General features: G+C 59.3%; 25 protein-coding genes. 9 read left to right on the top strand and 16 right to left on the bottom strand.

Annotation, left to right across the window (positions count from 1 at the left end; translation table 11 throughout):
• Positions 1-7: 7 nt before the first annotated feature.
• From mmsB to QO231_RS07295, 4 genes are all read right to left on the bottom strand, one after another.
• On the bottom strand, positions 8-883 hold the full coding sequence (gene mmsB, locus QO231_RS07310) for a 3-hydroxyisobutyrate dehydrogenase (protein ID WP_316774732.1): 876 nt from the start codon (positions 881-883) through the stop codon (positions 8-10).
• A gap of 10 nt (positions 884-893) precedes the next feature.
• Positions 894-1,931 (bottom strand): enoyl-CoA hydratase/isomerase family protein, encoded by a 1,038-nt coding sequence (locus tag QO231_RS07305; RefSeq protein WP_316774730.1) that lies wholly within the window; start codon positions 1,929-1,931, stop codon positions 894-896.
• A 6-nt stretch (positions 1,932-1,937) separates the two neighbouring features.
• Positions 1,938-3,080, bottom strand: coding sequence for an acyl-CoA dehydrogenase family protein (locus QO231_RS07300; RefSeq protein ID WP_316774728.1), 1,143 nt, complete (start codon positions 3,078-3,080; stop codon positions 1,938-1,940).
• Between the two features lie 120 nt (positions 3,081-3,200).
• Positions 3,201-4,316, bottom strand: coding sequence for a carboxylate-amine ligase (locus tag QO231_RS07295; RefSeq protein WP_316774726.1), 1,116 nt, complete (start codon positions 4,314-4,316; stop codon positions 3,201-3,203).
• A 155-nt stretch (positions 4,317-4,471) separates the two neighbouring features.
• On the opposite strand from QO231_RS07295, the gene QO231_RS07290 reads away from it, so the two are divergent.
• The gene (locus QO231_RS07290; RefSeq protein WP_316774724.1) at positions 4,472-5,320 is read left to right on the top strand and encodes a class I SAM-dependent methyltransferase; all 849 of its coding nucleotides are present in this window, start codon (positions 4,472-4,474) and stop codon (positions 5,318-5,320) included.
• Positions 5,321-5,446: 126 nt separating this feature from the next.
• Here the strand turns inward: QO231_RS07290 and QO231_RS07285 are convergent, their stop codons facing one another.
• Positions 5,447-6,046 carry a L,D-transpeptidase gene (locus tag QO231_RS07285; protein ID WP_316774722.1) on the bottom strand — a complete coding sequence of 200 codons (600 nt, stop codon included), beginning with the start codon at positions 6,044-6,046 and terminating at the stop codon, positions 5,447-5,449.
• A 396-nt stretch (positions 6,047-6,442) separates the two neighbouring features.
• On the opposite strand from QO231_RS07285, the gene QO231_RS07280 reads away from it, so the two are divergent.
• A complete protein-coding gene (locus tag QO231_RS07280; protein ID WP_316774720.1) occupies positions 6,443-6,958 on the top strand; it encodes a VPLPA-CTERM sorting domain-containing protein in 516 nt (171 codons plus the stop codon).
• Between the two features lie 133 nt (positions 6,959-7,091).
• Here the strand turns inward: QO231_RS07280 and QO231_RS07275 are convergent, their stop codons facing one another.
• Positions 7,092-8,591, bottom strand: coding sequence for a CoA-acylating methylmalonate-semialdehyde dehydrogenase (locus QO231_RS07275; protein WP_316774719.1), 1,500 nt, complete (start codon positions 8,589-8,591; stop codon positions 7,092-7,094).
• 106 nt (positions 8,592-8,697) lie between these two features.
• On the opposite strand from QO231_RS07275, the gene QO231_RS07270 reads away from it, so the two are divergent.
• The 3 genes from QO231_RS07270 to coaD all read left to right on the top strand — a co-directional run bounded on the left by QO231_RS07270 (position 8,698) and on the right by coaD (position 10,815).
• Positions 8,698-9,594, top strand: a complete 897-nt coding sequence (locus QO231_RS07270; protein ID WP_316774718.1) for a LysR family transcriptional regulator — start codon at positions 8,698-8,700, stop codon at positions 9,592-9,594.
• A gap of 156 nt (positions 9,595-9,750) precedes the next feature.
• Positions 9,751-10,191 (top strand): CBS domain-containing protein, encoded by a 441-nt coding sequence (locus tag QO231_RS07265; RefSeq protein ID WP_316774716.1) that lies wholly within the window; start codon positions 9,751-9,753, stop codon positions 10,189-10,191.
• Between the two features lie 135 nt (positions 10,192-10,326).
• On the top strand, positions 10,327-10,815 hold the full coding sequence (gene coaD / locus QO231_RS07260; protein ID WP_316774715.1) for a pantetheine-phosphate adenylyltransferase: 489 nt from the start codon (positions 10,327-10,329) through the stop codon (positions 10,813-10,815).
• A 31-nt stretch (positions 10,816-10,846) separates the two neighbouring features.
• On the opposite strand, the gene QO231_RS07255 is transcribed toward coaD, so the two are convergent.
• Together QO231_RS07255 and gap are read right to left on the bottom strand one after the other, a co-directional pair.
• Positions 10,847-10,990, bottom strand: a complete 144-nt coding sequence (locus tag QO231_RS07255) for a hypothetical protein (RefSeq protein ID WP_316774713.1) — start codon at positions 10,988-10,990, stop codon at positions 10,847-10,849.
• Between the two features lie 84 nt (positions 10,991-11,074).
• Positions 11,075-12,079, bottom strand: a complete 1,005-nt coding sequence (gene gap, locus QO231_RS07250) for a type I glyceraldehyde-3-phosphate dehydrogenase (RefSeq protein ID WP_316774711.1) — start codon at positions 12,077-12,079, stop codon at positions 11,075-11,077.
• Positions 12,080-12,261: 182 nt separating this feature from the next.
• Here gap and QO231_RS07245 point away from each other — a divergent pair, with 182 nt between their 5' ends.
• A complete protein-coding gene (locus QO231_RS07245; RefSeq protein ID WP_316774709.1) occupies positions 12,262-13,239 on the top strand; it encodes a DUF808 domain-containing protein in 978 nt (325 codons plus the stop codon).
• Positions 13,240-13,336: 97 nt separating this feature from the next.
• On the opposite strand, the gene tkt is transcribed toward QO231_RS07245, so the two are convergent.
• Entirely contained in the window at positions 13,337-15,355 is a 2,019-nt protein-coding gene (tkt, locus tag QO231_RS07240) for a transketolase (protein ID WP_316774707.1), read from the bottom strand.
• A 284-nt stretch (positions 15,356-15,639) separates the two neighbouring features.
• Between tkt and QO231_RS07235 the strand changes: the two genes are divergently transcribed.
• The 3 genes from QO231_RS07235 to QO231_RS07225 are packed head-to-tail and all read left to right on the top strand — an operon-like array spanning position 15,640 to position 16,918.
• Positions 15,640-16,173 carry a hypothetical protein gene (locus QO231_RS07235; RefSeq protein WP_316774705.1) on the top strand — a complete coding sequence of 178 codons (534 nt, stop codon included), beginning with the start codon at positions 15,640-15,642 and terminating at the stop codon, positions 16,171-16,173.
• Positions 16,173-16,568 carry a cell division protein ZapA gene (locus tag QO231_RS07230; protein ID WP_316774703.1) on the top strand — a complete coding sequence of 132 codons (396 nt, stop codon included), beginning with the start codon at positions 16,173-16,175 and terminating at the stop codon, positions 16,566-16,568. Before QO231_RS07235 ends, QO231_RS07230 begins: the two co-directional genes overlap by 1 nt.
• Entirely contained in the window at positions 16,565-16,918 is a 354-nt protein-coding gene (locus QO231_RS07225) for an MliC family protein (RefSeq protein ID WP_316774701.1), read from the top strand. Before QO231_RS07230 ends, QO231_RS07225 begins: the two co-directional genes overlap by 4 nt.
• A gap of 128 nt (positions 16,919-17,046) precedes the next feature.
• On the opposite strand, the gene grxD is transcribed toward QO231_RS07225, so the two are convergent.
• The 7 genes from grxD to QO231_RS07190 all read right to left on the bottom strand — a co-directional run bounded on the left by grxD (position 17,047) and on the right by QO231_RS07190 (position 23,588).
• Complete coding sequence (gene grxD, locus QO231_RS07220) at positions 17,047-17,409, bottom strand: Grx4 family monothiol glutaredoxin (RefSeq protein ID WP_316774700.1); 363 nt, start codon at positions 17,407-17,409, stop codon at positions 17,047-17,049.
• 97 nt (positions 17,410-17,506) lie between these two features.
• Positions 17,507-17,749 carry a BolA family transcriptional regulator gene (locus QO231_RS07215; RefSeq protein WP_316774698.1) on the bottom strand — a complete coding sequence of 81 codons (243 nt, stop codon included), beginning with the start codon at positions 17,747-17,749 and terminating at the stop codon, positions 17,507-17,509.
• 22 nt (positions 17,750-17,771) lie between these two features.
• Positions 17,772-18,149 carry a hypothetical protein gene (locus QO231_RS07210; RefSeq protein ID WP_316774697.1) on the bottom strand — a complete coding sequence of 126 codons (378 nt, stop codon included), beginning with the start codon at positions 18,147-18,149 and terminating at the stop codon, positions 17,772-17,774.
• A 17-nt stretch (positions 18,150-18,166) separates the two neighbouring features.
• Positions 18,167-18,430, bottom strand: coding sequence for a hypothetical protein (locus tag QO231_RS07205; protein WP_316774696.1), 264 nt, complete (start codon positions 18,428-18,430; stop codon positions 18,167-18,169).
• Complete coding sequence (locus QO231_RS07200; RefSeq protein WP_316774694.1) at positions 18,405-18,851, bottom strand: hypothetical protein; 447 nt, start codon at positions 18,849-18,851, stop codon at positions 18,405-18,407. Before QO231_RS07200 ends, QO231_RS07205 begins: the two co-directional genes overlap by 26 nt.
• Positions 18,852-18,854: 3 nt before the next feature.
• Positions 18,855-21,014 carry a phosphoribosylformylglycinamidine synthase subunit PurL gene (purL, locus tag QO231_RS07195; RefSeq protein ID WP_316774692.1) on the bottom strand — a complete coding sequence of 720 codons (2,160 nt, stop codon included), beginning with the start codon at positions 21,012-21,014 and terminating at the stop codon, positions 18,855-18,857.
• Between the two features lie 282 nt (positions 21,015-21,296).
• Positions 21,297-23,588: a mechanosensitive ion channel family protein gene (locus tag QO231_RS07190; RefSeq protein ID WP_316774690.1), complete on the bottom strand. Its 2,292-nt coding sequence runs from the start codon at positions 23,586-23,588 to the stop codon at positions 21,297-21,299.
• Positions 23,589-23,887: the final 299 nt, after the last annotated feature.

The following is a 23,887-nucleotide window of genomic DNA, read 5'->3' as shown; positions in this document are numbered from 1 at the left end:
CGAGGGATCAGCTCTCTCGCCCACGATTTTCGAAACGCGGCAGCATCGCGCTGAAATCACGGCCTTTGCCATCCTCGTTTTCGACGAACTGCGCATAGAGGGCTTGCGCAAGCTGCCCCATCGGAGTGTCCGCATCGGCACTTTCGGCGGCCTGTTGGCTCAGGCGCAGATCCTTGAGCATCAGATCGGCGGCGAAACCGGGCTGATACCCGTTGTCCGCCGGGCTTTGCGGGCCAACGCCGGGCGCGGGACAATAGGCATTCATCGTCCAGCTGTATCCGGATGAGGTGCTGACCACGTCGAACATCTTTTGCCGGTCCAGACCCAGCTTGTCGGCGAGCGCGAAGGCTTCGCAGGTGGCGATCATGGTGACGCCGAGGATCATGTTGTTGCAGATCTTGGCCGCCTGTCCGGCACCGGCCTCGCCGCAATGAACCGCCTTTTGCCCCATGATCTCGAACAAGGGCGCGGCCTTGGCAAATGCCGCCTCGCTGCCACCGGCCATGAAGGTCAGCGTTCCCGCCGATGCACCACCCACTCCGCCGGAAACAGGCGCGTCCACTGCCAGCAAACCCGCAGATTCGGCATCGGTCGCGACGGCGCGGGCGCTGTCCACATCCACGGTTGAACAGTCAACCAGAGTGGCTCCCTTGGTCATCTCCGGAATGATGTCGGCGGCAACGGATCGCAGGATTGCGCCGTTGGGAAGCATGGTGATGACAACCTCGGCACCTGCCGCGCATTCGGTGGCCGAGCCTGCCATGGTCACACCGTCAACGCTGACCTCGGCCATGTCAAACCCAATCACCGCGTGACCTGCCTTGGCCAGATTGGCCGCCATGGGCGCTCCCATATTGCCCAGCCCGATAAATCCGATCCTCATGGCGTTCTCCTCATGTTTCAAACTTCAGCCCTTCCGCGCCAAGCGGCGCGAGCATTCTGTCGATGGCCTCTTGCGGAACCGGCTGGTCCGCGAATTTCCACTGCGGGTTCCGATCCTTGTCGATGATCGCGGCGCGAATACCCTCGAGAAAGTCACCCTGCTGCATGGCCCGATGGGTATAGCGGTATTCCATTCTCAGGGCGCGGTACATGTCGGGTGTTTCGGCCTGAAGGGACCGAATGATCTCGATGGCACAGGCCATGGCCAAGGGCGAGTTTCGCTGCATGATGGCCAGCGTGTCACGCGCAAAGGGGCTGTCGTCCGCTGCCAGCCGGTCCAGAATACCGGACAGCGCAGGAGCATCGAACAGCCTGTCGATCTCCGGCAGGCGGCTTTTCAGGCTGGCCTCGGGCGGTGTCTGTGCATGAGAGACAAGATGACCCACATCGCCGCTCGCCTCGAGAATCTGGATAAGATCATCCCATTGGGCACGTGGAATGAAATGATCCGCAAAGCCCGCGAAAATCGCATCGCCGGCATCCATGCGCGCCGCCGTGGTGCCAAGGTAGACCCCGAGATGCCCCGGAGCGTGCGCCAGAAGATAGCTGCCACCGACATCCGGCACCAACCCGATACCGCATTCAGGCATGGCGATGCGGCTGCTTTCCTCGACGACACGATGGCGACCGTGACAGCCGATGCCGACACCGCCCCCCATGGTGAAGCCCTGCATGAAACTGACCACCGGTTTCGAATATCCGGCCAGCAACGCATTCAGCCGGTATTCATCCCGCCAGAATGTCCGGCCATAGTCGAATTCACCGCGCATCCCGGTCTCGTAAAGTTCGGCAATATCGCCGCCGGCGCAGAACGCCTTGTCTCCTTCGGCGTCGATGATGATCAGCGCCGCCTGCGCGTCTTCGCGCCATAAATGCAGGGCCGTATCAATGGCCTTGCACATGTCATGGCTGAGTGCGTTGAGCGCGTGCGGGCGGGTCAGGGTGATACGCCCGGCACGCCCTTCCAGGCGGATGTTTATGTCGCTCACGTCGAGCTACCGCGCGGCGAGCATATGCCGCGCCACGATCACGCGCATGATCTCGTTGGTGCCTTCCAGGATTTGATGCACCCGCAGGTCCCGTACCAGTTTTTCGATTCCGTAGTCCGCGAGATAGCCATAGCCGCCATGCAATTGCAGACACTGATCCACGATCTTGCTGCCTGCCTCGGTCACGAATTTCTTGGCCATGGCGCAGTACTTCGAGGCATCTGGCGCACCGGTATCCAGTTTCCATGCGGCTTGACGCAGGAAAACCCGGGCTGCCTGCAATTCGATTTCCATGTCAGCCAATCGGAATTGCAGACCCTGGAACTGGTCGATGGAAGTTCCGAACGCCTTGCGTTCTGCCATGTAGGACAGGGTCAGGTCCAACGCCGCCTGTGCCGCCCCCAACGAGCAGGACGAGATGTTCAGGCGTCCGCCGTCAAGGCCCGCCATCGCGTATTTAAAGCCCTGACCTTCTACTCCGACCAGGTTGTTTGCAGCGATCTTGCAATCATCGAACTGTACCTGCGCCGTCGGTTGCGAGCGCCAGCCCATCTTGTCTTCGAGGCCGCCAAATGAAAGGCCGGGTGTGCCGTCCTCGACATATACGGTCGAGATACCCTTGGGGCCATCCTCGCCAGTGCGGACCATGCAGACGTAGGCATCCGAGTAGCCGCCACCGGAAATGAAGGCCTTGGTGCCATTCAGCACGTAGCCTTCATTGGTCTTTTGGGCGCGGGTCTTGAGGGCTGCTGCGTCGCTGCCCGAACCCGGCTCGGTCAGGCAATAGGACAGCACCGTGTCAAGCGACAGGACACCTGGCATCACCCGCTCTTTCATCTCGTCGCTGGCAAAGGTGTCGAGCATCTTGGCACACATGTTGTGGATCGACAGGAACGCCGCAACCGAAGGGCAGGCCATGCTCAGCGCTTCGAACACCAGTGTGGCGTCCAGCCGGCTCAGGCCCGAACCACCGCCGTCCTCGCTGACATAAAGCCCGCCAAAGCCAAGCTCGCCAATCTGTGGCCAGAGCGATTTCGGGATGGTGCCTTCGGCCTCCCATTGGCGCGCGAAGGGGGCGATGTTGTCCTGTCCGAACGCATGCGCCATATCAAATATGGCGGTTTGTTCTTCGTTCATTGCAAAATCCATGCAGGTTTCCTCCAACGCATCGAATTGAACGGGTGTTTAATTCTCAATCCTTACAGGAATTTTGCAATGGTCCGCAATCCACTCCTGCACTCAATTGTCAATCTCGGGCGGGCACCGACGTTACAGATCGGCGTGAAACTCCTCTATCAGGTGTTTTACGACGGCGGGTCCGGGGGCCGCACCGGCTTCGGCGGCTTCGGCATGTACCCGACGCTGACGTGCGGCGCTGGTGCCATCGCGGACGATTCCGCGAAGGGCGGCCAGTTCACTTTGTATCTCAAGCGCCTCGGCATCTTCGGACAGGAGCCCGGTCAGTTCATCCAGCAAGGTGGCAAAGGGCTTGATCGACCGGTCGCCGAAATCGATCAGGCCCTCGGTGGTGCCATAGCGCTGCGCCCGCCACCGGTTTTCCGCGATCAGGAACCGGTCATAGGTCCGCCAGCGCTGGTTGCGTTCGCGCAGACGGCAAAGCATGCGGGTGAGCGCCTGTATCAACGCGGCCAGCGCCAGCGTATGTTCAAGACGCGGTTGCACGTCCATGATCCGGGTTTCCAGTGTCGGAAACTTGTGTGACGGGCGCAAATCCCACCAGATCTTGCTGGTGTCCTCGATGATGCCAAGATCGATCAACGTGCCGGCTGTTCGTTCATATTCCGACCAGCTGTCAAAGTTGGGCGGCAGGCCCGTGCGGGGCAGGTTATCGAAGATCGTCAGCCGGTAGGAGGCCAGCCGGGTATCGTCCCCTTGCCAGAATGGCGAGGAGGAAGACAGCGCCAGCAGATGTGGCAGGAAATAGCTGAGCTGAGGCATCAGATCGGTGCGCAGCGCCTGTTCCTCGATTCCGACATGCACATGCATGCCACAGATCAGCATGCGCCGGGCGACTCCGCCAAGGGCGTGTTCCAGCGCATTGTACCGGTCCTTTTCGGTGTGCGGCTGATCTTTCCAGTCTGCAAAGGGGTGGCAAGAGACCGCGATCGGAGCGAGGTTATGCTTGGCGGCATGGCGCGACACGCAAGAGCGAAGATGTTTCAGGTCTTCGCGTGCCTCGGCGATCGACGCACAGACGCGGGTGCCAACCTCGATCTGGCACTGCAGGAATTCCGGGCTGACCTGGTCCTCGAGATCAGTCTGGCAGGCGGACATGAGTTCAGGTGGAGCTTCGGTCAGATCAAAGCTGTCGCGATCGACGAGCAGGTATTCTTCTTCGATACCGAGGGTGAAATCCGGCTGCATGATGGCTCTCCGCCGCTGACTTTGCCCCAGTGAACGGGTTGGGAGCACGCTTGCCAAGTGAAAAATCGACCGGTGCCGGGTTGCGGTGTCCAGCGGAACCGGGCAAGTCAGCCAGATGGGATCGGAATTTGCGGTCAGGTGGCGAAGGGTTCAAAATGGGAAACGGTAGCAAGATACGCAAGATCAATGGTTTGCTTGACGAACTTGATGTTCGGATGACCGATGGAGCGGCCTATCGTGCCGAACAGGAACGGCTGCAGGCTTTTGAGGCCCGAGGCGGCTTGAATGGACCTGCCTATGCCCTGTCTCCGGGGATGGACGGGTTCGACATTTCGACGCTGGTCTCTGGTTACGCTGAACACGGTGCTGCCCTGGCGCGGTTGATGTCCGCCGGGAAAACCGAAACCGGATACGTGCCGGGCAACGGGTACTTTGACAGTCCGGACGCGGAAGCGCTTTACCTGATGGTCCGACGCGCGCGGCCGCGCCGCGTGATTGAAGTTGGTTGCGGCAACTCGACCCGGATTACCCGGCAAGCCATTCTCGATGGAGCGATGGACACGGTTCTGACAGCGATTGATCCCTGGCCGCGTGCGGATATCGCGGATGTCGTGGACCGGTTCGAAAAGGAGACGTTGGAAAGCGTGGATCCAGAGTTGTTCGCGGATCTGGCGGACGGTGATATCCTGTTCATTGACAGCAGCCACCAGGTCCGGATGAGCAATGATGTGGCGCATCTGTTCTGCCGGATCATCCCGGCGCTGGCAGCCGGTGTTGTGATCCACGTCCATGACGTGTTTCTGCCCTATGAATATCCCAAGCGGTTCTTCTATGACTGCCCCTCCTGGGCCGAGCAATACATGCTGCATGCGCTGCTTCAGGGCGGAGGGTATGATATCCTGTGGCCAGGGTATTTCCTGCAACAGAGCCGCCCGGATGCCGTGGCGGCTCTGCCATTTCTGGCCGAGGGACGCGCGCAGAGCTTTTGGATCAGAAAGAAATGAGCCCGTCGAATCAAAGGTAACAGGGGCAGGGGGCACTGCCCCTCCGGCAATGATCGAGGATTATCGCCGTCCACCCCCGGAGTATTTTCGCAGAGCTGAGGCGCAGAGCGTTGCTGGCCAGAGGGATCAGAGCAGACGGACCTGCGTCCCAATCTGCACCAGCGGATAGAGTTGTTCCACGTGCTGATTGTAGAGACCGATACAGCCAGAGGAGCTCTGGCGGCCGATCTTGCGGGTGTCATGGGTGCCGTGCACGAGGTAGGCGGGCCAATCCAGATACATTGCGCGGGTGCCCAGCGGGTTGCCGGGGCCGCCCTCCATGAAATCCGGCAGCGATGGATCGCGCTCTCGCATCGAGGCGGTCGGGGTCCAGCGTGGGTTTTCCGCCTTGCGGACGATCTTTGAGTAGCCCCGTCGCGTCAGTTCTTCGGACATGGGAACCGAGGAGGGAAAGAGCAGGTAGGTGGAGTCGTCTGGGCCCCAGTAATGCACTGCGCGGCTGGTGATGTCGGCCAGCAAGCATCCTTTGCCCAGCGTATCGAAATGATCCTGCCAGCGTTGCATCTGGAACGAGGACGTGTTGCGGCGCACGGGCAGTTCGTCGCGTATCGCTGCTTCGGATTGCGGAAACGCGTCGTTAGATTGCGCGCGAAGCAATGCGGGCGTCGCGAGTGTCGTGGCCATCCCCAGTACAAGGGAGCGCCTGGTAAGATTGCTTTTGGTCATGTCGGAGCCTCGTGGTCTTGTTATCCCAGTCTCTACGATGCAGCGCCGGTTGATGCAAAGGTCGAAAGCGCTGCTGGTGCGGCTCTCACGCGAATGTTAGCGTCATTTGATTGCGGGCCGCGCGAAACGCCCAAAATCCACCTGTCGCGCTAAGGGTGTAAGTCAGGGAATGACTCGCCAGGCAAACTCCCAAACTTGATTGCAAGGTCGATTGATGATAGTCTCAAATCTGTAAAGCCGGGTATTCATAGCGCGGTTGGTAACGAGATTTGGGAACAGGGACATAAACATATGAGTAAGAACGCGTTTTTCGCAACGTGTGCCGCGGGGGCCATGATGCTGGCGACAGCGGGCGTTGCGCATGCATCAACTTTTACAATTGGAGCCGGTTCGTCAGTGAGCCTGACGCCGACCGGTGGATTCTTCTCGGGGTGCACCGGGGCTGGTGACTGTATCAGCGAAAGTCTGGCGGCTGGTTTGATTGGGACGACATTCGATCTCGACAACGTCGGCGACTCGGAGACCTTTGATTTTCTGACATTCACCGGCAATGGCACCGGGTTCTACGAGAACTACGCTGCGTCGGCAACACTGGCATTCAGCGCGCCGACGATTGATGTCACCAGTGGTGGCTCGGGTGGCGTTGTTGGTGTCATCGGCGGCTTTATCGGCGCTGGCGAATTGCAATGGGACGATGTGCCCATTGATGTCGCCTTTGGTGACACGGGGATCGTCTCCATCAATTTTCAGGGCGGTCGCGCGATTCTTCCGGGGTCGTCGATCACCACAACGGCGACGGTTACTCTCGTACAGGCCGACATTTCGGCCGTTCCGCTGCCAGCGACAGGTCTGTTGCTGCTGGGTGGTATGGGTGGTCTCGTGGCCATGCGCCGTAGGAAGAAAGCAGCCTGAAACCAACTTTTCGATCGGATTTGAAAGGGGCGGCCGTTTGGTCGCCCTTTTTGCTTTGGAAGCGGTTCGTTGACTGGTTGTCCGGCGTTGAAAGGGCGCCGAAAGGCACCCTTTCTGATCGCTAACTGAGGCCTTACTCCATCACGGGAATAGAAAATTCGCCACCGTCCTTGATTCCGCTTGGCCAGCGGGAGGTCACGGTCTTGGTGCGCGTATAGAATTTGAACGCGTCTGGGCCATGCTGGTTCAGATCGCCGAACACAGATTTTTTCCAGCCCCCAAAGGTGTGATAGGCCAGTGGCACGGGGATCGGCACATTGATACCGACCATACCGACATTGACGCGACTGGCAAAATCACGCGCCGTGTCTCCGTCACGCGTAAAGATCGCGGTGCCATTGCCGTATTCATGGTCCATCGCCAGTTTCAGCGCCTCTTCGTAGGTCTGGGTGCGCACCGTCGTCAGAACCGGGCCAAAAATCTCGGTCTTGTAGATGTCCATATCTGGGGTGGCGTGGTCAAAGAGGTGCGGGCCGATGAAATAGCCGTCTTCGTATCCCTGAAGCTTGAAGCCGCGTCCATCGACCACCAGCTTGGCCCCCTGATCGATGCCGGTCTGTACCAGCCGTTCGATGTTGGCCTTGGCAGCGGCCGTCACAACCGGGCCATAGTCGACATCGTCGCCTGCGGTATAGGGACCGACCTTGAGGGTCTCGATGCGGGGCACCAGCTTCTCAATCAGCCGGTCCGCGGTTTCGTCGCCAACAGGCACAGCCACCGAGATTGCCATGCAACGCTCACCCGCCGCGCCATAGCCGGCACCAATCAGGGCATCGGCAGCTTGGTCCATGTCGGCGTCGGGCATGACGATCATGTGGTTCTTCGCACCGCCGAAACATTGCACGCGCTTGCCCTGCGAGCAGCCCGTGCCATAGATGTATTCCGCGATCGGGGTCGAACCGACAAAGCCGATCGACTGGATTTCGGGATGATACAGGATCGCGTCGACGGCTTCCTTGTCACCATTGACCACTTGCAGGATGCCCCTGGGCAGACCGGCTTCTTCCATCAGTTCCGCGAGCATCAGGGGAACGGACGGGTCACGCTCGGATGGTTTGAGGATAAAGGCGTTGCCGCAGGCAATGGCGGGCGCAAACATCCACATCGGGATCATTGCGGGAAAGTTGAACGGGGTGATACCGGCCGTCACGCCCAGGGGCTGACGCATCGAGTACATATCGATGCCGGGGCCGGCCGCATCCGTGAATTCGCCTTTCAGCATCTGTGGCGCGCCGATGCAGTACTCGACAACTTCCAGCCCGCGTTGCACATCACCTGCGGCGTCGGGCAGGGTCTTGCCGTGTTCGCGGGACAGGGCGTCGGCGAGCTTCTTCATATCGCGGTTCAGCAGGTCAACGAACTTCATCATAACCCGTGCGCGGCGCTGCGGATTGGTCGCGGCCCAGCCGACCTGGGCGTCTTTGGCGATATCAACCGCAGAGGCCATCTCTTCGGCGTTGGCGAGCGGAACCTTGGCCTGCACCTCTCCGGTGGCCGGGTTCATGACGTCGGCAAATCGACCTGATTGCCCCTTTACGTGAGCACCGTTGATATAATGTGTCAGTTCTTGCATGCGAATTCCTCCTGTTGACGACTTGCCGGAACCATAGCCTTGCAAAAAATCATTGAACAGAGGCAAGATTTCAAAAAGGCTTTGCAAAAATGCAATAGGGGGCCGGATGGAACCACATTGGGATGATGTACGAATATTTCTGGCGGTGGCACGGCAAGAAAGCCTGTCCGCCGCAGGGCGTGTGCTCAAGATCGATCCGGCCACCGTCGGCCGGCGTGTCTCGCGGCTTGAGGCAGCGTTTGGCACGCCGCTTTTCGTGAAGTCGCCGCAGGGCTATGCGCTGAGCGAGGCGGGGGAACGTTTTCTGGCGCATGCGGAAGCTGCGGAACAGGCGATGCGCGCCGCGACCGAGGCGCTGGACGGACAGAGCGAGGGTTTGTCAGGCCAAATTCGGATCGGGGCACCGGATGGCTGTGCAAACTACCTGCTGCCCCAGGTTTGCGCGCAAATCGGACAGGAAAACCCGGATCTCGACATTCAGATCGTTGCGTTGCCACGGGTCGTCAATCTGTCGCGCCGCGAGGCAGATATGGCGATCGCGGTCAGCGCACCCTCGGCCGGACAGCTTTTGGTCAAGAAGATCACTGATTACCATTTGCATTTGGTCGCAACGCGCCGATACCTGCGCAGTCACCCGAAAATCGACAGCGTCGAGGATCTGCGGGGGCGGCGGATGGTTGGCTACATACCGGATATGATCTTTGACGCAGAACTGGATTACCTGAACAAGCTCGGGGTAGAGCGTGTACAACTGGCGTCCAATTCGGTGCCTGTTCAGCTCAAACTGCTGTGCCAGCACGTCGGGCTTGGCATTGCTCATGATTTCACGCTGCCCGCGCATCGGATGCTGTGCAAGGTGCTGACAGCGGAGATCAACCTGACGCGCAGCTTTTATCTCGTGCGCCATCAGGCAGATCAGCGCAGCCAGCGGCTGACACAGTTTGCCGAAGCACTGGCAATCGGAGTGCGGAGCGAGGTGGCGCGTCTCGAATCGCAGACCTGAGCGGCGCAAGCGGATCGGCGATCCGTGGCCATGTTTCGAATGGATATTGAATGCAAATTCATGCCCTGTTGCCGCAGCCCGTCACCGGAGTCTTGACACGATTGCATATTGCAGCGAGGCTTTTGATATTGAAAGAATATTGCGGAGGTCTCCCCAATGCTGGTGCAGCAGATTCTCAAATCCAAGGCCACCCCGGGCGTGTTGACGGTGGAATCCACGGCCAAGGTTTCGGAGGCCGCGAAGGTTCTGGCCAAGAACAGGATCGGTTCCGTGGTGGTGTCCGACGATGGTGGAGCAACCGCGGCGGGCATCCTGTCAGAGCGCGATATTGTGCGAGAACTGGCAAATGTCGGCAGCGTCTGCATGGAACAACCGGTCAGTGCCTACATGACCAGCAAGCTCGTGACATGCAACATCGAGGCAACGGCGCAGCAGATCCTGGGCATGATGACCGAAGGACGGTTCCGGCACATGCCGGTGCTCGAGGAAAGCGGCAAGATGATCGGTCTTGTAACGCTTGGTGATGTCGTCAAGGCGCAGCTTGCGGAACTGTCGATGGAAAAACAGGCCCTTGAAGGCATGATCATGGGGTACTGACCCGTCAGTTGAACACCGAAAAGAGCATCCTCCGCTGGCGACAGGTTTCTGTTCGCCAGCCCGAGCTTGCTTGAAAATGCGGACCCCCTGACGTTGGTTGGACCGCATTCCGCATAAGGCAGGAGACAACCCGAAATGCGCGTAGCACTGTATCCCGGAACGTTTGATCCCATCACGCTTGGTCATGCCGACATCATCCGGCGAGCGTGTCCGATGGTTGATCGTCTGGTGATTGGCGTTGCGATCAACCGGGACAAGGGCCCGCTGTTTTCACTTGAAGAGCGGGTGGCGATGATCAAGTCGGATTGTGCTGATCTGACGGATCAGATCGGCACCGAAATCGTCGTCCATCCGTTCGAGAATCTGCTGATCGACTGTGCTCAGGACGTCGGAGCTCAGATCATTTTTCGCGGCCTGCGGGCTGTTGCGGATTTTGAGTATGAATATCAAATGGTTGGCATGAACCGTATGCTGAACGACGAAGTCGAGACAGTGTTTCTGATGGCGGATGCCAAGTACCAGCCGATTGCCAGCAAGTTGGTAAAGGAAATTGCGCGACTTGGTGGTGACGTCTCCAAATTCGTCACACCACAGGTCCGTGCTGCCCTGTTGGAAAGGTTGTGATGCCAGCCACGATGCGGCCTGTGACAGCGCCTCAGCGCCAGAACGCCAACCATTCGATAAACTCGTAGAGTTTTTTGCCCAGAAATACGAGATGCTCGCCGCCATAGAGTACGACATCGACAGCGATAGAGCCAACGAGCATCAGGCCCAGAACGAGGGCGAGGGTATTGGACATTCGGACCTCGGTCGAATTGAAAACGCCCGGTCAGCTATGCCTGACCGGGCGTCTGTCTTCAATGGCCATCCGATGGGATGGTTATCAACCGTTCAGACGACCCATCGCGGTTGCAACATCGGCCATGCGAACCGAGAAGCCCCATTCGTTGTCATACCAGGCCAGAACGCGCACCATGCGGTCGCCCACGACGCGGGTCTGGTCGGGGGCAAAGATGCTGCTTTCTTCGGTGTGGTTGAAATCAATCGAAACCTTCTGCTCGGGATCATAGGCCATCACTTTGCCGATCGGTCCTTTGACGGCCTCGGCAACGGCCGCGTTCACTTCGTCGGCAGTGACGTTGCGCGCAGCACGGAAGGTCAGGTCGACTGCCGAGACGTTCGGCGTCGGCACCCGGATGGCGGAACCGTCAAGCCGGCCCTTGAGGTTGGGCAGCACTTCACCCAATGCCTTGGCGGCGCCGGTCGATGTCGGGATCATTGCCATTGCGGCGGCGCGTGCGCGATAAAGATCACTGTGACGCCGGTCCAGTGTCGGCTGATCGCCGGTATAGGAGTGAATCGTGGTCATGATGCCGTGCTCGATGCCGACGGATTCGTCCAGAACCTTGGCCAGCGGCGCCAGGCAATTCGTGGTGCATGATCCGTTGCTGACCATGTTGTCGCCTCTGGCGAGCATCTCGTCATTGACGCCAAAGACCACGGTTTTCTGTACGTTCTTGGCCGGGGCGGAGATCAGCACCGATTTTGCGCCACGCTCGAGATGAACCGACGCCTTTTGGCCGTCGTTGAAGTTTCCGGTGCATTCCAGCACGACATCGCATCCGGACCAGTCAAGTTCATGCGGATCGTATGTCGAGAACATCTCGATCTCGCCCTGGCCCAAATCCAATGTGCGCTCGCCCACACGGATATCCTGCGCAAAGCGACCGTGAATGCTGTCATACCGCAGCAGATGTGCCGCGGTTTCGATCGGGCCAGTCGCATTGGCCTTGATGACCCGAATATCATTGCGCCCGCTTGACGCAATATGGTTCAGGGTACAGCGGCCAATCCGGCCAAATCCGTTGATACCGACGTTAATGGTCATACTATGTGGCTCCACAATATTGTGCCTTGTGGGCATATAGCCCCGGAATCGATTCAGAAAAAGAGAGAAAGTGCCGCATTCTTAATGTGTTAGCGCAAACTGCGTGCGGTTGCGCTAACGCTTGCCCTGTGGGATCAATGCGTTAGGCTCTTTTCGCAGGCCAAATAATAAAGGGGCAAATCATGAGTGGTCTACTGGCATTGCTGGATGATGTTGCCGCAATCGCCAAGGTGGCGGCGGCGTCGGTTGACGATGTAGTGGCGGCCGCCGGCAAGGCAGGTGCCAAGACGGCCGGCGTAATCATCGACGATGCCGCGGTGACACCGAAGTATGTGCAGGGCTTTGCCCCGGCGCGCGAGTTGCCGATCATCTGGAGGATCGCGCGCGGGTCGTTCTTCAACAAGCTCGTTCTCTTGTTACCGGTGGCAATGCTGCTGGCCAATTTTGCGCCCTGGCTGATCACGCCGCTTCTGATGATGGGGGGGGCTTACCTGTGCTTTGAAGGCGCGGAAAAGATATTTCACGTGCTGTTCCCACATGGTGACGCGCATGTCGCGGAAGATATGTCGGTCAAGGATCCCGGCCACCTTGAAGAGCAAAAGATCAAGGGCGCAATCAAGACTGATTTCATCCTGTCAGCCGAGATCATGACGATAGCGCTCGCCGCGATCGAGGCGCCGAATGTCTGGATGCAGGCCGCGACGCTGGCCGTGGTCGGGGCAGGCGTCACCATCGCGGTCTACGGCGTGGTGGGCGTGATCGTCAAAATGGATGATGTCGGGCTCTATGTTGCAAAGAATGGTCACACCGGAGCCGGGCGCGCCTTTGGCCGAGGGTTGGTCAACGCGATGCCTGTGGTGATGAAGGTTCTGTCGGTGGTCGGCACCGCCGCGATGCTTTGGGTCGGTGGATCGATCATCCTGCACGGATTGGGCGTGCTGGGGTTCCCTTGGCTGTACGACCAAATCCACGATTTGGCGGTCGCTGTGGGGAATTTGGTCGCCGAGCGTTGGACATCGACGGTCGAGTGGATCGCAACGGCCACCATGGATGGCGTGTTCGGGCTGGCCCTCGGGTTGATCCTGATCCCGATTGCAACGCGGGTGGTTTCGCCGTTGATCCAACGGTTGTCAGGCAAAGGCGGCGCCCCGACGCACTGAAACGGCACGAAAAATGAAAAAGGCCGCTGTCGTTTCCGAAAGCGGCCCATTCGATTTCAATGGTGCGGGTTGAACGCGGTCTGGGTTGGGACAGATGTCAGCCCAGCAACGCCTTGACCTTGGCGACGATCGCTTCTGCGGTGATGCCGAATTTCTCGTACAACTCCTCTGCCGGTGCAGACGCGCCAAAGCTGTCCATGCCGATGAAGCCGGCCTTGGCTTCGCGGCCACGCTCCCCCAACAGCCAACGATCCCAGCCCTGCCGTACCGCAGCCTCGATGCCAACCCTCAAAGGGCCTGCAGGCAGAACGCGCCTGCGATAGGCCTCGTCCTGTTCGGCGAAGAGTTCCATGCAGGGCATCGAAACGACGCGGGTGCCGATACCGTCGGCTTGCAGCATCGCGCGCGCTTCCATTGCCAAGGAAACTTCGGAGCCTGTGGCGATCAGGATCGCCTGCCGTTTGCCCTCTGCATCCGCAAGCACATAGGCCCCCTGCGCCGTCAGGTTCTTTTGCTTGTGCTCGGTTCGCACGGTGGGCAGCCCTTGACGGGTCAGCGACAGCACCGATGGCGTCGACTTGCTGGTCAGTGCCAGCTCCCACGCTTCGGCGGTTTCAACTGTATCGGCTGGACGAAAGACATGCGTGTTCGGGGTGGCCCGGCTGATGGCCAGATGCTCGACCGGTTGGTGTGTTGGGCCATCCTCGCCCAGACCGATGCTGTCATGGGTCATGACGAACACCGTGGGAATTCGCATCAGCGCGGCCAGCCGCATCGCGGGGCGGGCATAGTCGGTGAAGCACATGAACGTGCCGCCGTAGGGACGGATCCCGCCGTGCAGCACCATGCCATTCATCGCCGCCGCCATGCCATGTTCGCGGATGCCATAGTAAATGTAGCGTCCTTTGCGATCCTCCGGCGAAAACATGCCGAGATCGCCGGTCTTGGTGTTGTTAGACCCGGTCAGGTCGGCGGAGCCGCCGATCGTTTCCTTCATCACCGGATTCACTACTTCAAGCACCATCTCGCTGGATTTACGGGTGGCCACCTTGTTTGCGGCCTCGCTGGCCTGCTTCTTGAGCGCCCGGATGGTTGCCGACAGGCGTTTGGGGGCCTCAAGTGCGTAGGCGCGGTTGAATTCGTCGCGGCGGCGTTCGGACAGGTCGGCAAGCCGCGCTTCCCATTCGGTGCGCGCGGATGCGCCGCGTGTCCCGATCGCCTCCCATGAGGATTTGACATCCTCCGGAACCACGAACGGGCCAGTCGTCCAGCCATAGGCATCCTTGGCGGCCTGAAGCTGATCCGGATCCGTCAGTGCACCGTGCCCCTTGGACGTGTCCTGCGCCGCGTGGCCCAGTGCGATGTGGGTCTTGCAGGCGATCATCGACGGCTTGCGTGATTTCCTGGCGGCGGTCAGGGCCTCGTCGATGGCAACCGGGTCATGGCCGTCGATCTCGATCACCTGCCAGCCCGCCGCCTTGAAGCGCGCGACCTGATTGGTGCAGTCAGAGAGGTCGACCTTGCCGTCAATTGTGATGTTGTTGTTGTCCCACAGCACGATCAGCTTGCCCAGTTGCAGCCGTCCGGCCAGGCCGATTGCTTCGTGGCTGATCCCTTCCATCAGGCAACCGTCACCGGCGATGACGTAGGTATGGTGATCCACGACCTTCTTGCCAAAGCGCGCGCGCTGCGCCTCTTCGGCGATGGCAAAACCGACGGAATTGGCAATACCCTGACCGAGCGGTCCGGTGGTGGTCTCGATCCCGCTGGCAAGGAAATTCTCGGGATGCCCCGCCGTCTTCGCGCCCCATTGGCGGAAGTTCTTGATTTCTTCCAGCGGGAACTCGCTCGACCCGGTGAGGTAGAGCAGCGAATAAAGCAGCATCGAGCCATGTCCGGCCGACAGAATAAAGCGGTCCCGATCCGGCCAGTCCGGAGCGGCGGCATCAAATTTCAGATGCTTTTCAAACAGGACAGTCGCGACATCCGCCATGCCAATCGGCATACCGGAGTGGCCGGAACTGGCCGCATGGACGGCATCCAGCGTCAGGGCGCGTATGGCTGTCGCTTTTGACCAGTGGTCTGGGTTGGCGTTGCGCATTGCGGTGAGATCCACGTGGCGGCTCCTTTGGCTTTCAGATCGTGTCAGCGGTAACTGGATTGCTCAATACCAGCCGCACCCCAAAGATCAAGCGCCAGACCGGCACAGTTTGGCCATCGGATGAGCCCGTTGGCCCAAGTCTTTGAAAGCAAAGGTCAGGAAAATTGCTTTGCCCTTGGCTAGACTGCTAAGAATTGGAGAATGGGTTCGATTCGCACCCGAGCTGCAATGTGCGGCGCGGGGCAATATCAACAGGCAAAACGTACGAAATCTGAAAAACCGTACGAAGGGTGAGGGGCATGAGTCAGATCGAAGAATTGCAAAGCCGGATCACGGCGGCGTTGTCACGGATAGATGCCGGGGTCAGTGAAATTGCCGGACGGGCAGATGATTCACCGCCCGGGCCGGATCTTGCCGCTGCCCTGGAGGAGGAACGGCGCGCGAGCGCGCATCTCGAAGACAGGCTCCGCGCGCTGCGGGCCGAACATGATGACGAGATCGCCGCACTCAAGGCAGATCTGGACAAATCGGCGGAGATAGACGCGCTCAAGGCCGAGTTGACCACATTCGATCAGGCCCTGGGACAGTTGGACATGGATTTGCAGCGGCTGCGCGAAGCCAACGAGCAATTGCGCAGCAGCAATGCGGCCTTGCGTACGGCCAATGAAAACGGGGTCGGGAAACCGCGCCTGATCAACAAGGCGATGCTGGCGGAGCTGGAAGCGCTGCGCGCTACACGCGCAACCGAGGTTGCGGAGGTCGGCGTGGTTCTGGCCAAACTCAAGCCGCTCCTGGCCGATGCAAACGGATTGCCCGAAGGGGAGGACCTGTAATGCCTGAAGTCACTATTCGCATAGGCGGTCGCCCATTCAATGTTGCGTGCCAGGAGGGGGAAGAGAGCTTTCTGCATTCCGCCGCCAAGATGCTGGACGACGAGGCACAGGTGTTGTCGGATCAGGTCGGCCGGATGCCCGAGGCGCGGATGCTGCTGATGGCCGGTCTCCTGCTTGCCGACAAAACCGCGGCCTCCGAAGATCGGATCAGGGATCTTGAGTCGGCACTCGCGGAGCGCCAGGCAGAGTTGGAACAGCTGCGCGATGCGCCAAAACCCGCCCCAGAACGGGTGGAGGTACCGGTGGTGCCGCAAGCCGTGACCGATATGTTGGCGGAACTGGCTGCACAAGCAGAAGCGCTGGCAAGCGAGATCGAGGAAAAGGCCCAAAAATGAGGGCGCTTGTTGTCAGCTGTCTCTTGATGATCTTGCCAATCGCCGTGTCCGCACAGGATGGTCCGGACGTAACGAGCCTGTCGTATCTGTGCGAGCGGAACGTGATGGTTCCGGTGACCTTCATCAATCCGTCAGATGGGCCTGCTCTGGCGGTCATGCAGGTTGAAGGCAAACAGGTCGCGCTACGTGCGTTGCACTCGGCGTCAGGCGTGCGGTATGTCGCATTTGACGAGCAGGACAGCTATCGCCTCTACACCAAGGGCGACGAGGCGTTCGTGATGCATATGGCCGCGGATCATACCGCCGAGGAAGTGTGGATCCTGCGCGATTGTGCGGTTGTTGATCAATGACCGGATGGCGCTTCCGGCAGTCTTGAGACTTCAGGCGCCCTGCATGATAGCCTGTACATGAAACCCTGTACCAGAACGTAAAAACCGCCCCAAAATGGGGCGGCATTGCCAGACTCTGATCGGGTTCATCAGCCGTTGGCTTCGCGGATTTTATTGGCGGCGTCCTTGTCATAGGTAACGCCCTTGTCTTCAAGCAAAGTGTCGAGTTCACCGGACAAGGTCATCTCGGTGACGATGTCACATCCGCCGACGAATTCACCTTTGACATAGAGTTGCGGAACGGTCGGCCAGTCGGAATAATCCTTGATCCCCTGGCGCATCGTTTCATCGGCAAGAACGTTCACGTCGGCAAATTCAATACCCATATAGTTCAGCACACCGGCAACACGGGAGGAAAACCCACATTGCGGCATTTCCTTGGTGCCTTTCATGAAAAGCACTACGTCATTGCTGGTGACGGTATCCTTGATCTTGGTGGCTGTATCGCTCATCTCGCTATCCTCGTGTCGCGCGTTACCCCGGTCGGGCTGACGCTAGGTCTGTTGTCTGATCTCGGGCATCCAGTGCTTTCACCGGAGCCATCGTCGGTCATGCAGGTGCCTTGGTGGTCAATGCCAGCGCGTGGAGCTCTCCGCTGGCGCCATCCATCTTGCCTTTTAGCGCGGCATAGACCGCGCGCTGTTGTTGCACCCGGTTCTGGCCGCGAAAGCTCTCGTCGATGACTTCGGCGGCATAATGGTTTCCGTCGCCGGCCAGATCGGTGATCGAGATCGTTGCATTCGGAAAGCTGGCGCGGATCAGTTCTTCAATTTCATGGGCCTGCATTGCCATGTGGTGCGTTGCTCCTGCTGGTTCAACACAGATGTAGGGCGATGCTGCTCAGGGCGCAAGGGATCGGTTCATTGCATTTTGGCGCAGAGGTCATCTGGATGCGCCCGTTTCGTTTTGTGCCTGTCATCGGGTCTTGCAGGCAAACCGGGGAGCGGCGTAAGACTTGCGGGTGTATCCGTTCTCCAAGACCTGCCGGATCCTCGCCCATTTGTCCCAGGATGAGATCGGCCCAACAGGTCATCAGCCGCAAGGTCTCGGGGGCAAAATGCGTTTCGACATTCAGGTCCTGAGCCGTGGCAACCGTGTCATTGGCGGCAGCATCCAGTGCGGGAACAAAACAAGGCCCCTGAAACCAGTGTTCATCCATCCGGCGCGCATCGTCGTGATACCGCACCGCCATCCTGTCATAGAGTTTTCCTAACGAGCGCCGCTTTTCCGAGGATCGCTTCGACGGTGCCTCCAGCAGAAGGGTTCGAACTGTTTGCCAAACGGCACACAGGACGGATGGTCCGCGCCCAGCCTGGCAGCAAGGCGTCGTTGCAGCATCCGCATCAATGCGAGGTCGGCGAGGCAGAGCGATGCGTTGGACTCGGACTCTTCGTGAATCTCGAAGGGGCGATCGCCGAGAATCCGTGCCAGAAAATCATGGCGCACATCAGCGTCGCGCAGGAAAGGACTCACGCGCAAACTCCTGCATCTCGCCGGTGGCCTGGCCGTTCTTCAGGTTCTCTGCGAATTGCGACAGGAAACGCCCGACATGGGGGCGGATATAGGCGATGGCGCGAATGGTTTCGGCGTAATCCGGGAGATGCTGCTTGATCGCGGCAGCAATGCGTCGGGGGAAGAAAACTCGAACAGTTCTGTCGAGATCACCGCCACGTCCCAATCCGGGTTGGCAAGGCTTCTGGCGATTGCGCCCCCAGCGTTTGTCCTTCAGATGTTTGCGTGTCGTTAGCGCGTGCGCCAGCATGCCGTGCTGGACCGGCTTGGGATACATTAGTTTTATGCCCGGCATCCGGTATCGCTTGCCTTCAAGCATGGTTTGGATTGCGGTCGACCATGTCTTGCAATCGCCTGTATAGAGATAGCGCTGTTGCGTCATCCCCTAGCCAAGGGAATCCCGAAACGCGCTGCGGTAGGTTTGGGCCAGGTCGGACAGCGGCGCAGAGGCAGAGCCGATCTGAACGATCTCGCCCGTGAACCGCCCAACCGAAGCTATCGTGACACCGGCCTGACCGGCAGCGGTCATCAGCGCTTCGGCCTGGTCGAAATTGCAGGCGATCAGATAACGGGCCTGATCCTCACCAAAGAGATACTCGGTCGACAGGGCGTCAAGGTGGATGCCCACACCTGTGCGTTCGGCCAGTTCAAAGGCGGCCAACGCCAGACCGCCATCGGAGAGGTCGGTACAGGCGGTGATCAGGGTACGATTGTTGCGGATGAAGTCACCGTTGCGCTTTTCGGCGTCCAGATCTACCGGCGGTGCGTCTCCTTCCTCACGGCTGAAAACCTCGGCGAGCAGCGCGGATTGGCCCAGATGGCCCACAGTATCGCCAACCAGCAAGGCAACGTGGCCATCGCGCACATCGCATCCGATGATGTCGTCGGTATGTGCCAGAAGCCCCACGGCCCCGATGGTCGGCGTGGGCAGAATGCCGGTGCCGTCGGTTTCATTGTAGAGCGATACGTTGCCTGAAACGATGGGCATATCAAGGGCGGCGCAGGCGGCCCCGATGCCTTTGATCGCGCCGACGAACTGGCCCATGATTTCCGGTTTTTCCGGGTTGCCAAAGTTGAGGTTGTCTGTCGTCGCCAGCGGCTTCGCCCCAACAGCACACAGGTTGCGCCAGGCTTCGGCAACAGCTTGCTTGCCGCCTTCTTCCGGGTTGGCCCGCACGTAGCGCGGAGTGACGTCGCTGGTGAAGGCCAACGCCTTGTCGGTGCCATGCACGCGTACGATGCCGGCGCCCAGACCGGGCGTGCGGGCGGTATCGGCCATGACCATGGTGTCGTACTGTTCGTAGACCCATTGCTTGGCGGCGTAGTTCGGCGAACTGATCAGCGCCCGCAGTCCGTCGATCGGGTCAATGCCCGGCACATCGGCCAAGGGGTCGGCCGGTGGTGTCGGGACCCAAGGGCGATCATACTCCGGAGCCGAGCCAGACAGGGTGGCCAGCGGCAGATCGGCCATGACCTTGCCGTTGTGTTCCACGATAAAGCGATCCTCGGCGATGGTTTCGCCGACAATGGCAAAATCGAGATCCCATTTTGCGAATACGGCACGGGCTTCGGCCTCAAGTTCGGGGTTGAGAACCATCAGCATCCGTTCCTGGGACTCCGACAGCATCATTTCGTAGGCCGACATGTATTCTTCGCGCTGAGGGACTGCGTTCAGATTCAGCCGCACGCCAAGCCCGCCCTTGTCGCCCATTTCGACCGCCGAGCAAGTGAGACCGGCTGCGCCCATATCCTGAATGGAAATCACGGCACCTGTCTGCATCAACTCCAGCGTCGCTTCCATCAGGCGCTTTTCGGTAAACGGATCGCCGACCTGAACCGTGGGGCGTTTTTCTTCGATGGTGTCGTCAAATTCGGCGCTCGCCATGGTCGCTCCGCCGACGCCGTCCCGGCCTGTCTTGGCGCCGAGATAGACGACCGGGCGGCCGACCCCGCTGGCCGCCGAATAGAAAATCTTGTCGCTGTCGGCGAGACCCGCGGCAAAGGCATTCACAAGGCAATTGCCGTTATAGGCCGCATGAAACCGAACTTCGCCTCCGACCGTCGGCACACCGAAACAATTGCCGTAGCCCCCGACACCTTCAACGACACCGTTGACCAGTTGTCTGGTCTTGCGATGGCTGGTTTCGCCAAAGCTGAGCGAATTCATGGCCGCGATCGGGCGCGCGCCCATGGTGAACACATCGCGCAGGATACCGCCAACGCCGGTGGCCGCGCCCTGGTAGGGTTCGATATAGGAGGGGTGGTTGTGGCTTTCCATCTTGAAGACCACTGCCTGGCCGTCGCCGATATCCACGATACCCGCGTTTTCGCCGGGGCCGCAGATGACCTGCGGGCCGGAGGTGGGCAGGGTCCGAAGCCATTTCTTGGAGGATTTGTAGGAGCAATGTTCGTTCCACATTGCTGAAAAGATACCCAGTTCCGTGAACGTCGGCTCGCGGTCAAGAATGCGCAGGATTTCTGTGTATTCATCGGGTTTCAGCCCGTGGTTTTCAATCAACTCAGGCGTGATGGCTGGCTCTTGCATCCGGTCTTTCCCCAGGGTGTCGTGATTGCGGTGTTGTTAGTGCAAGCGGCGTCCGGGGAAAAGCCCTGTTCCAATCTTGTGCAGCCGGAGTGCGTGTTCCACGGCTCCAATCGCATTCGATAGCCCGGCGCAGCTTGGAAATGAAATTGGTCTGGCGAAGACCATGACCCGCGTGAACAGAAATGGGTCTCGGGTGTTGCGCGCTATCGTCGGATGGACGGTAGCACTGCGCAAGAGCGCAGGGCGTGGCCCCAAAATCTTGCGCCACTGCATTTACGTTTGCTACTTTTTCTCGCTCTGCTGCTCAACCTGCGCCTGAACCGCGCCACCTGCGCCTGCGGCAATCGCCTGTTTCTCAACGTCGGTCAGTTCGTCATCATGATCCAAGCCGGGAATTGCCACGCGCACCTCGCGGCGGGCAAACTCGATGCCGTTGTCTGCGAACTCCTTGCGGACCCGGTTGTAGATTTCCTTGCGGATCGTGAACTGCGTTCCGGGTTTGGCCATGAACTTGCCGCGCATGACAATGCCGACGTCATCGAACTGCAGAACGCCCTGACTCTTGAACGGTTCGAGAAAGTCGTTTTCGAACAACGGATCCGCAAGCATCTCGGCGCCGATCTTCTTGAAGATCTTCTTGACCTTGTTGGGGTCGGTGTCGAAGGGGACGGTGAACATCAGTTTCATGATCACCCAATCGCGGCTGAAGTTGGTGACCTTTTCGACGCTTCCATAGGGAATGGTGTGCACGTTGCCCCGGTGGTGGCGCAGTTGCATCGAGCGGATAGAGATCTTTTCGACGGTGCCCATCGTGCCGCCAACGTCAACGTATTCACCAACCCGAAATGCATCGTCGATCAAGAAGAACACTCCGGAAACGATATCCGTCACCAGCTTCTGAGCGCCAAAACCGATGGCAAGACCCAGTATGCCGGCCCCGGCGAGGAGCGGCGTGATGTCGATGCCAAGCGTTCCCACGGCCAGTAGCGTGAAGATGATGACGATACCCGTAAGCGCACTCAGCCGAAGCAAAGGCAGGACAGTGGCCAGTCGCGAGCCGCCAGCGCCGCCGCCTTCGCCGACCGCGACGTCTTCGCTGACGGGATCCGAACTGGTCTGTTCCTTGGCCAGCTTGCGATTGATCCAGAGTGAGACCACTTCAAAGACGATGTAGCCGACGGCAAGGGTCATCAGGAATTCGATCAATCGCGAGCCAAATCCCTGTCGCTGAGACGTAAAGTCAGCGATGTTCATGTCCCAGGAGTTGGCAATCAGCACAAGGACGATCCCCGCGATGAGCACGCGACCGATGCGGATGTAGCTGCGCTTGGTTGAACGGTATGCCTTTTCGGCAAGTGGTCCCTGACCAATCATCGGCGGCACAAGGTGGCGGACCAGTCCCCGGACGAGCATATCCAATGTGGGCGCAATGATGAGCCAGAACATGGTTGTGTAGTGCGCGCCTTTCAGGAGCAGCTCGACATTGCCCAATCCGGCAAGAATCGTGACCAGAACCCACATGCCCGCAGCGACAGCAATCACATAGTAGGGATAACAACGGGCAACCAATTCGTCATATTCCGTACGATCGGGGTCGGAGCCGCGCATCAGTTCGACAAGTCCGTCGCGGGCACTCCAGGCGATGAAGATGATATAGAGGTAGACCGCTGAATCGAGCCAGAACCCTATCCGCGTTTCGGCAAGTGAATGGCCGGCGTTCATGTTGAAGCCAACTGCGAAAATAGTGAACCCCGAGAGCAGGATCAGACCCACCAGGTTTTTGTGCAAAAACGCCGCCCAATGGTCATCAAGGCTTACCAGGCGCAGGCTGGGCTTTTTGGGGGCGAGCACAAAACGAGAGACCGCAGCACCAAGCCGGGGCCACCAGATAAGGTAGGTGACCATCGGCGCTACGAAAATCAGCTGTTGTGTATCCAGAAGGGCGCGGCCAACCATGCGGATCGTGAAATAGAAGATGATCAGACCAAAAATCTCGCGCATGAAACGCCGGAACAGGAAACTCAACGACTCCCGCAGGGTCGCGGAGTCTGAGGGCGGCAGGCTTCGCTGCCATCTTTTGGTCAGCCGCTGTGCCAGAAACTCCACGCCAAATCCGACGGCCAAGGCGATTGCCGTCAGCCCCAGCATCTTGAAGACGCCAGAGGCACCGCCAAATTCCCGTACGAAACCGCCAATGGCCTCGCCTTGTTTCTGGACCAGCGTGGGCAGCTTTACGATCGCATCCAGCGGGTTTGAATAGAACGCGACCCAGAGGGTATTGAGCTGTGAAAAGACGCCGGTGCCGGCAGGTGTGCCGGTTTGGGACTCTGCCGCAGCGACAGCATCCAACCGGTCCAGCAACATGTCGCGAACCTGGTCATCGGACATGCGAGCGACCATTTCGCGGACAGCGTCCTGAGACAGCGGTTCGGGCAGGTCGGTGGAGGTGGTCTCTTCGCTGCTGCCTGATCCGCCGTTGATGGCCGCCAGTGCCTGGCTTTGCGCGCCTGTCGCCATCGTGTGGAAAACAATGAGGGCGATCAATGCTGCGCAAACGCGCGAAAAAAGACCCATGCTCGAACTCCCAGACGCAGAAACCTATGTGTTGCCGTCCTCATTGGCCGGGAATCACCAAAAATTCAACAAGATTGAGAATTTCTTTTCAGACCGCTTAACACCCGCCCCAAAGCATTGGATGCATGGCAGAAAAAAAGAGGCCGAGCATTAAGCTCGGCCAAAGTCCAACAGGGAGGTATGAAGCGATGAGCTGTTAGGCACCAATCGCTTCATGAGTTCAATAAGGCATCGCTTTCCGTTCGATCAAGGCCCATATCGCCGCAGTCGCAGCAATGCCGTTATGCGCCACTTGCATG

Origin of the sequence: Sedimentitalea todarodis, assembly GCF_032595355.1 — a bacterium.
GTDB classification, from domain to species: domain Bacteria; phylum Pseudomonadota; class Alphaproteobacteria; order Rhodobacterales; family Rhodobacteraceae; genus Sedimentitalea; species Sedimentitalea todarodis.
The sequence above is the reverse complement of the archived record's forward strand: the minus strand, read 5'-3'. Positions and strand labels throughout refer to the sequence as shown.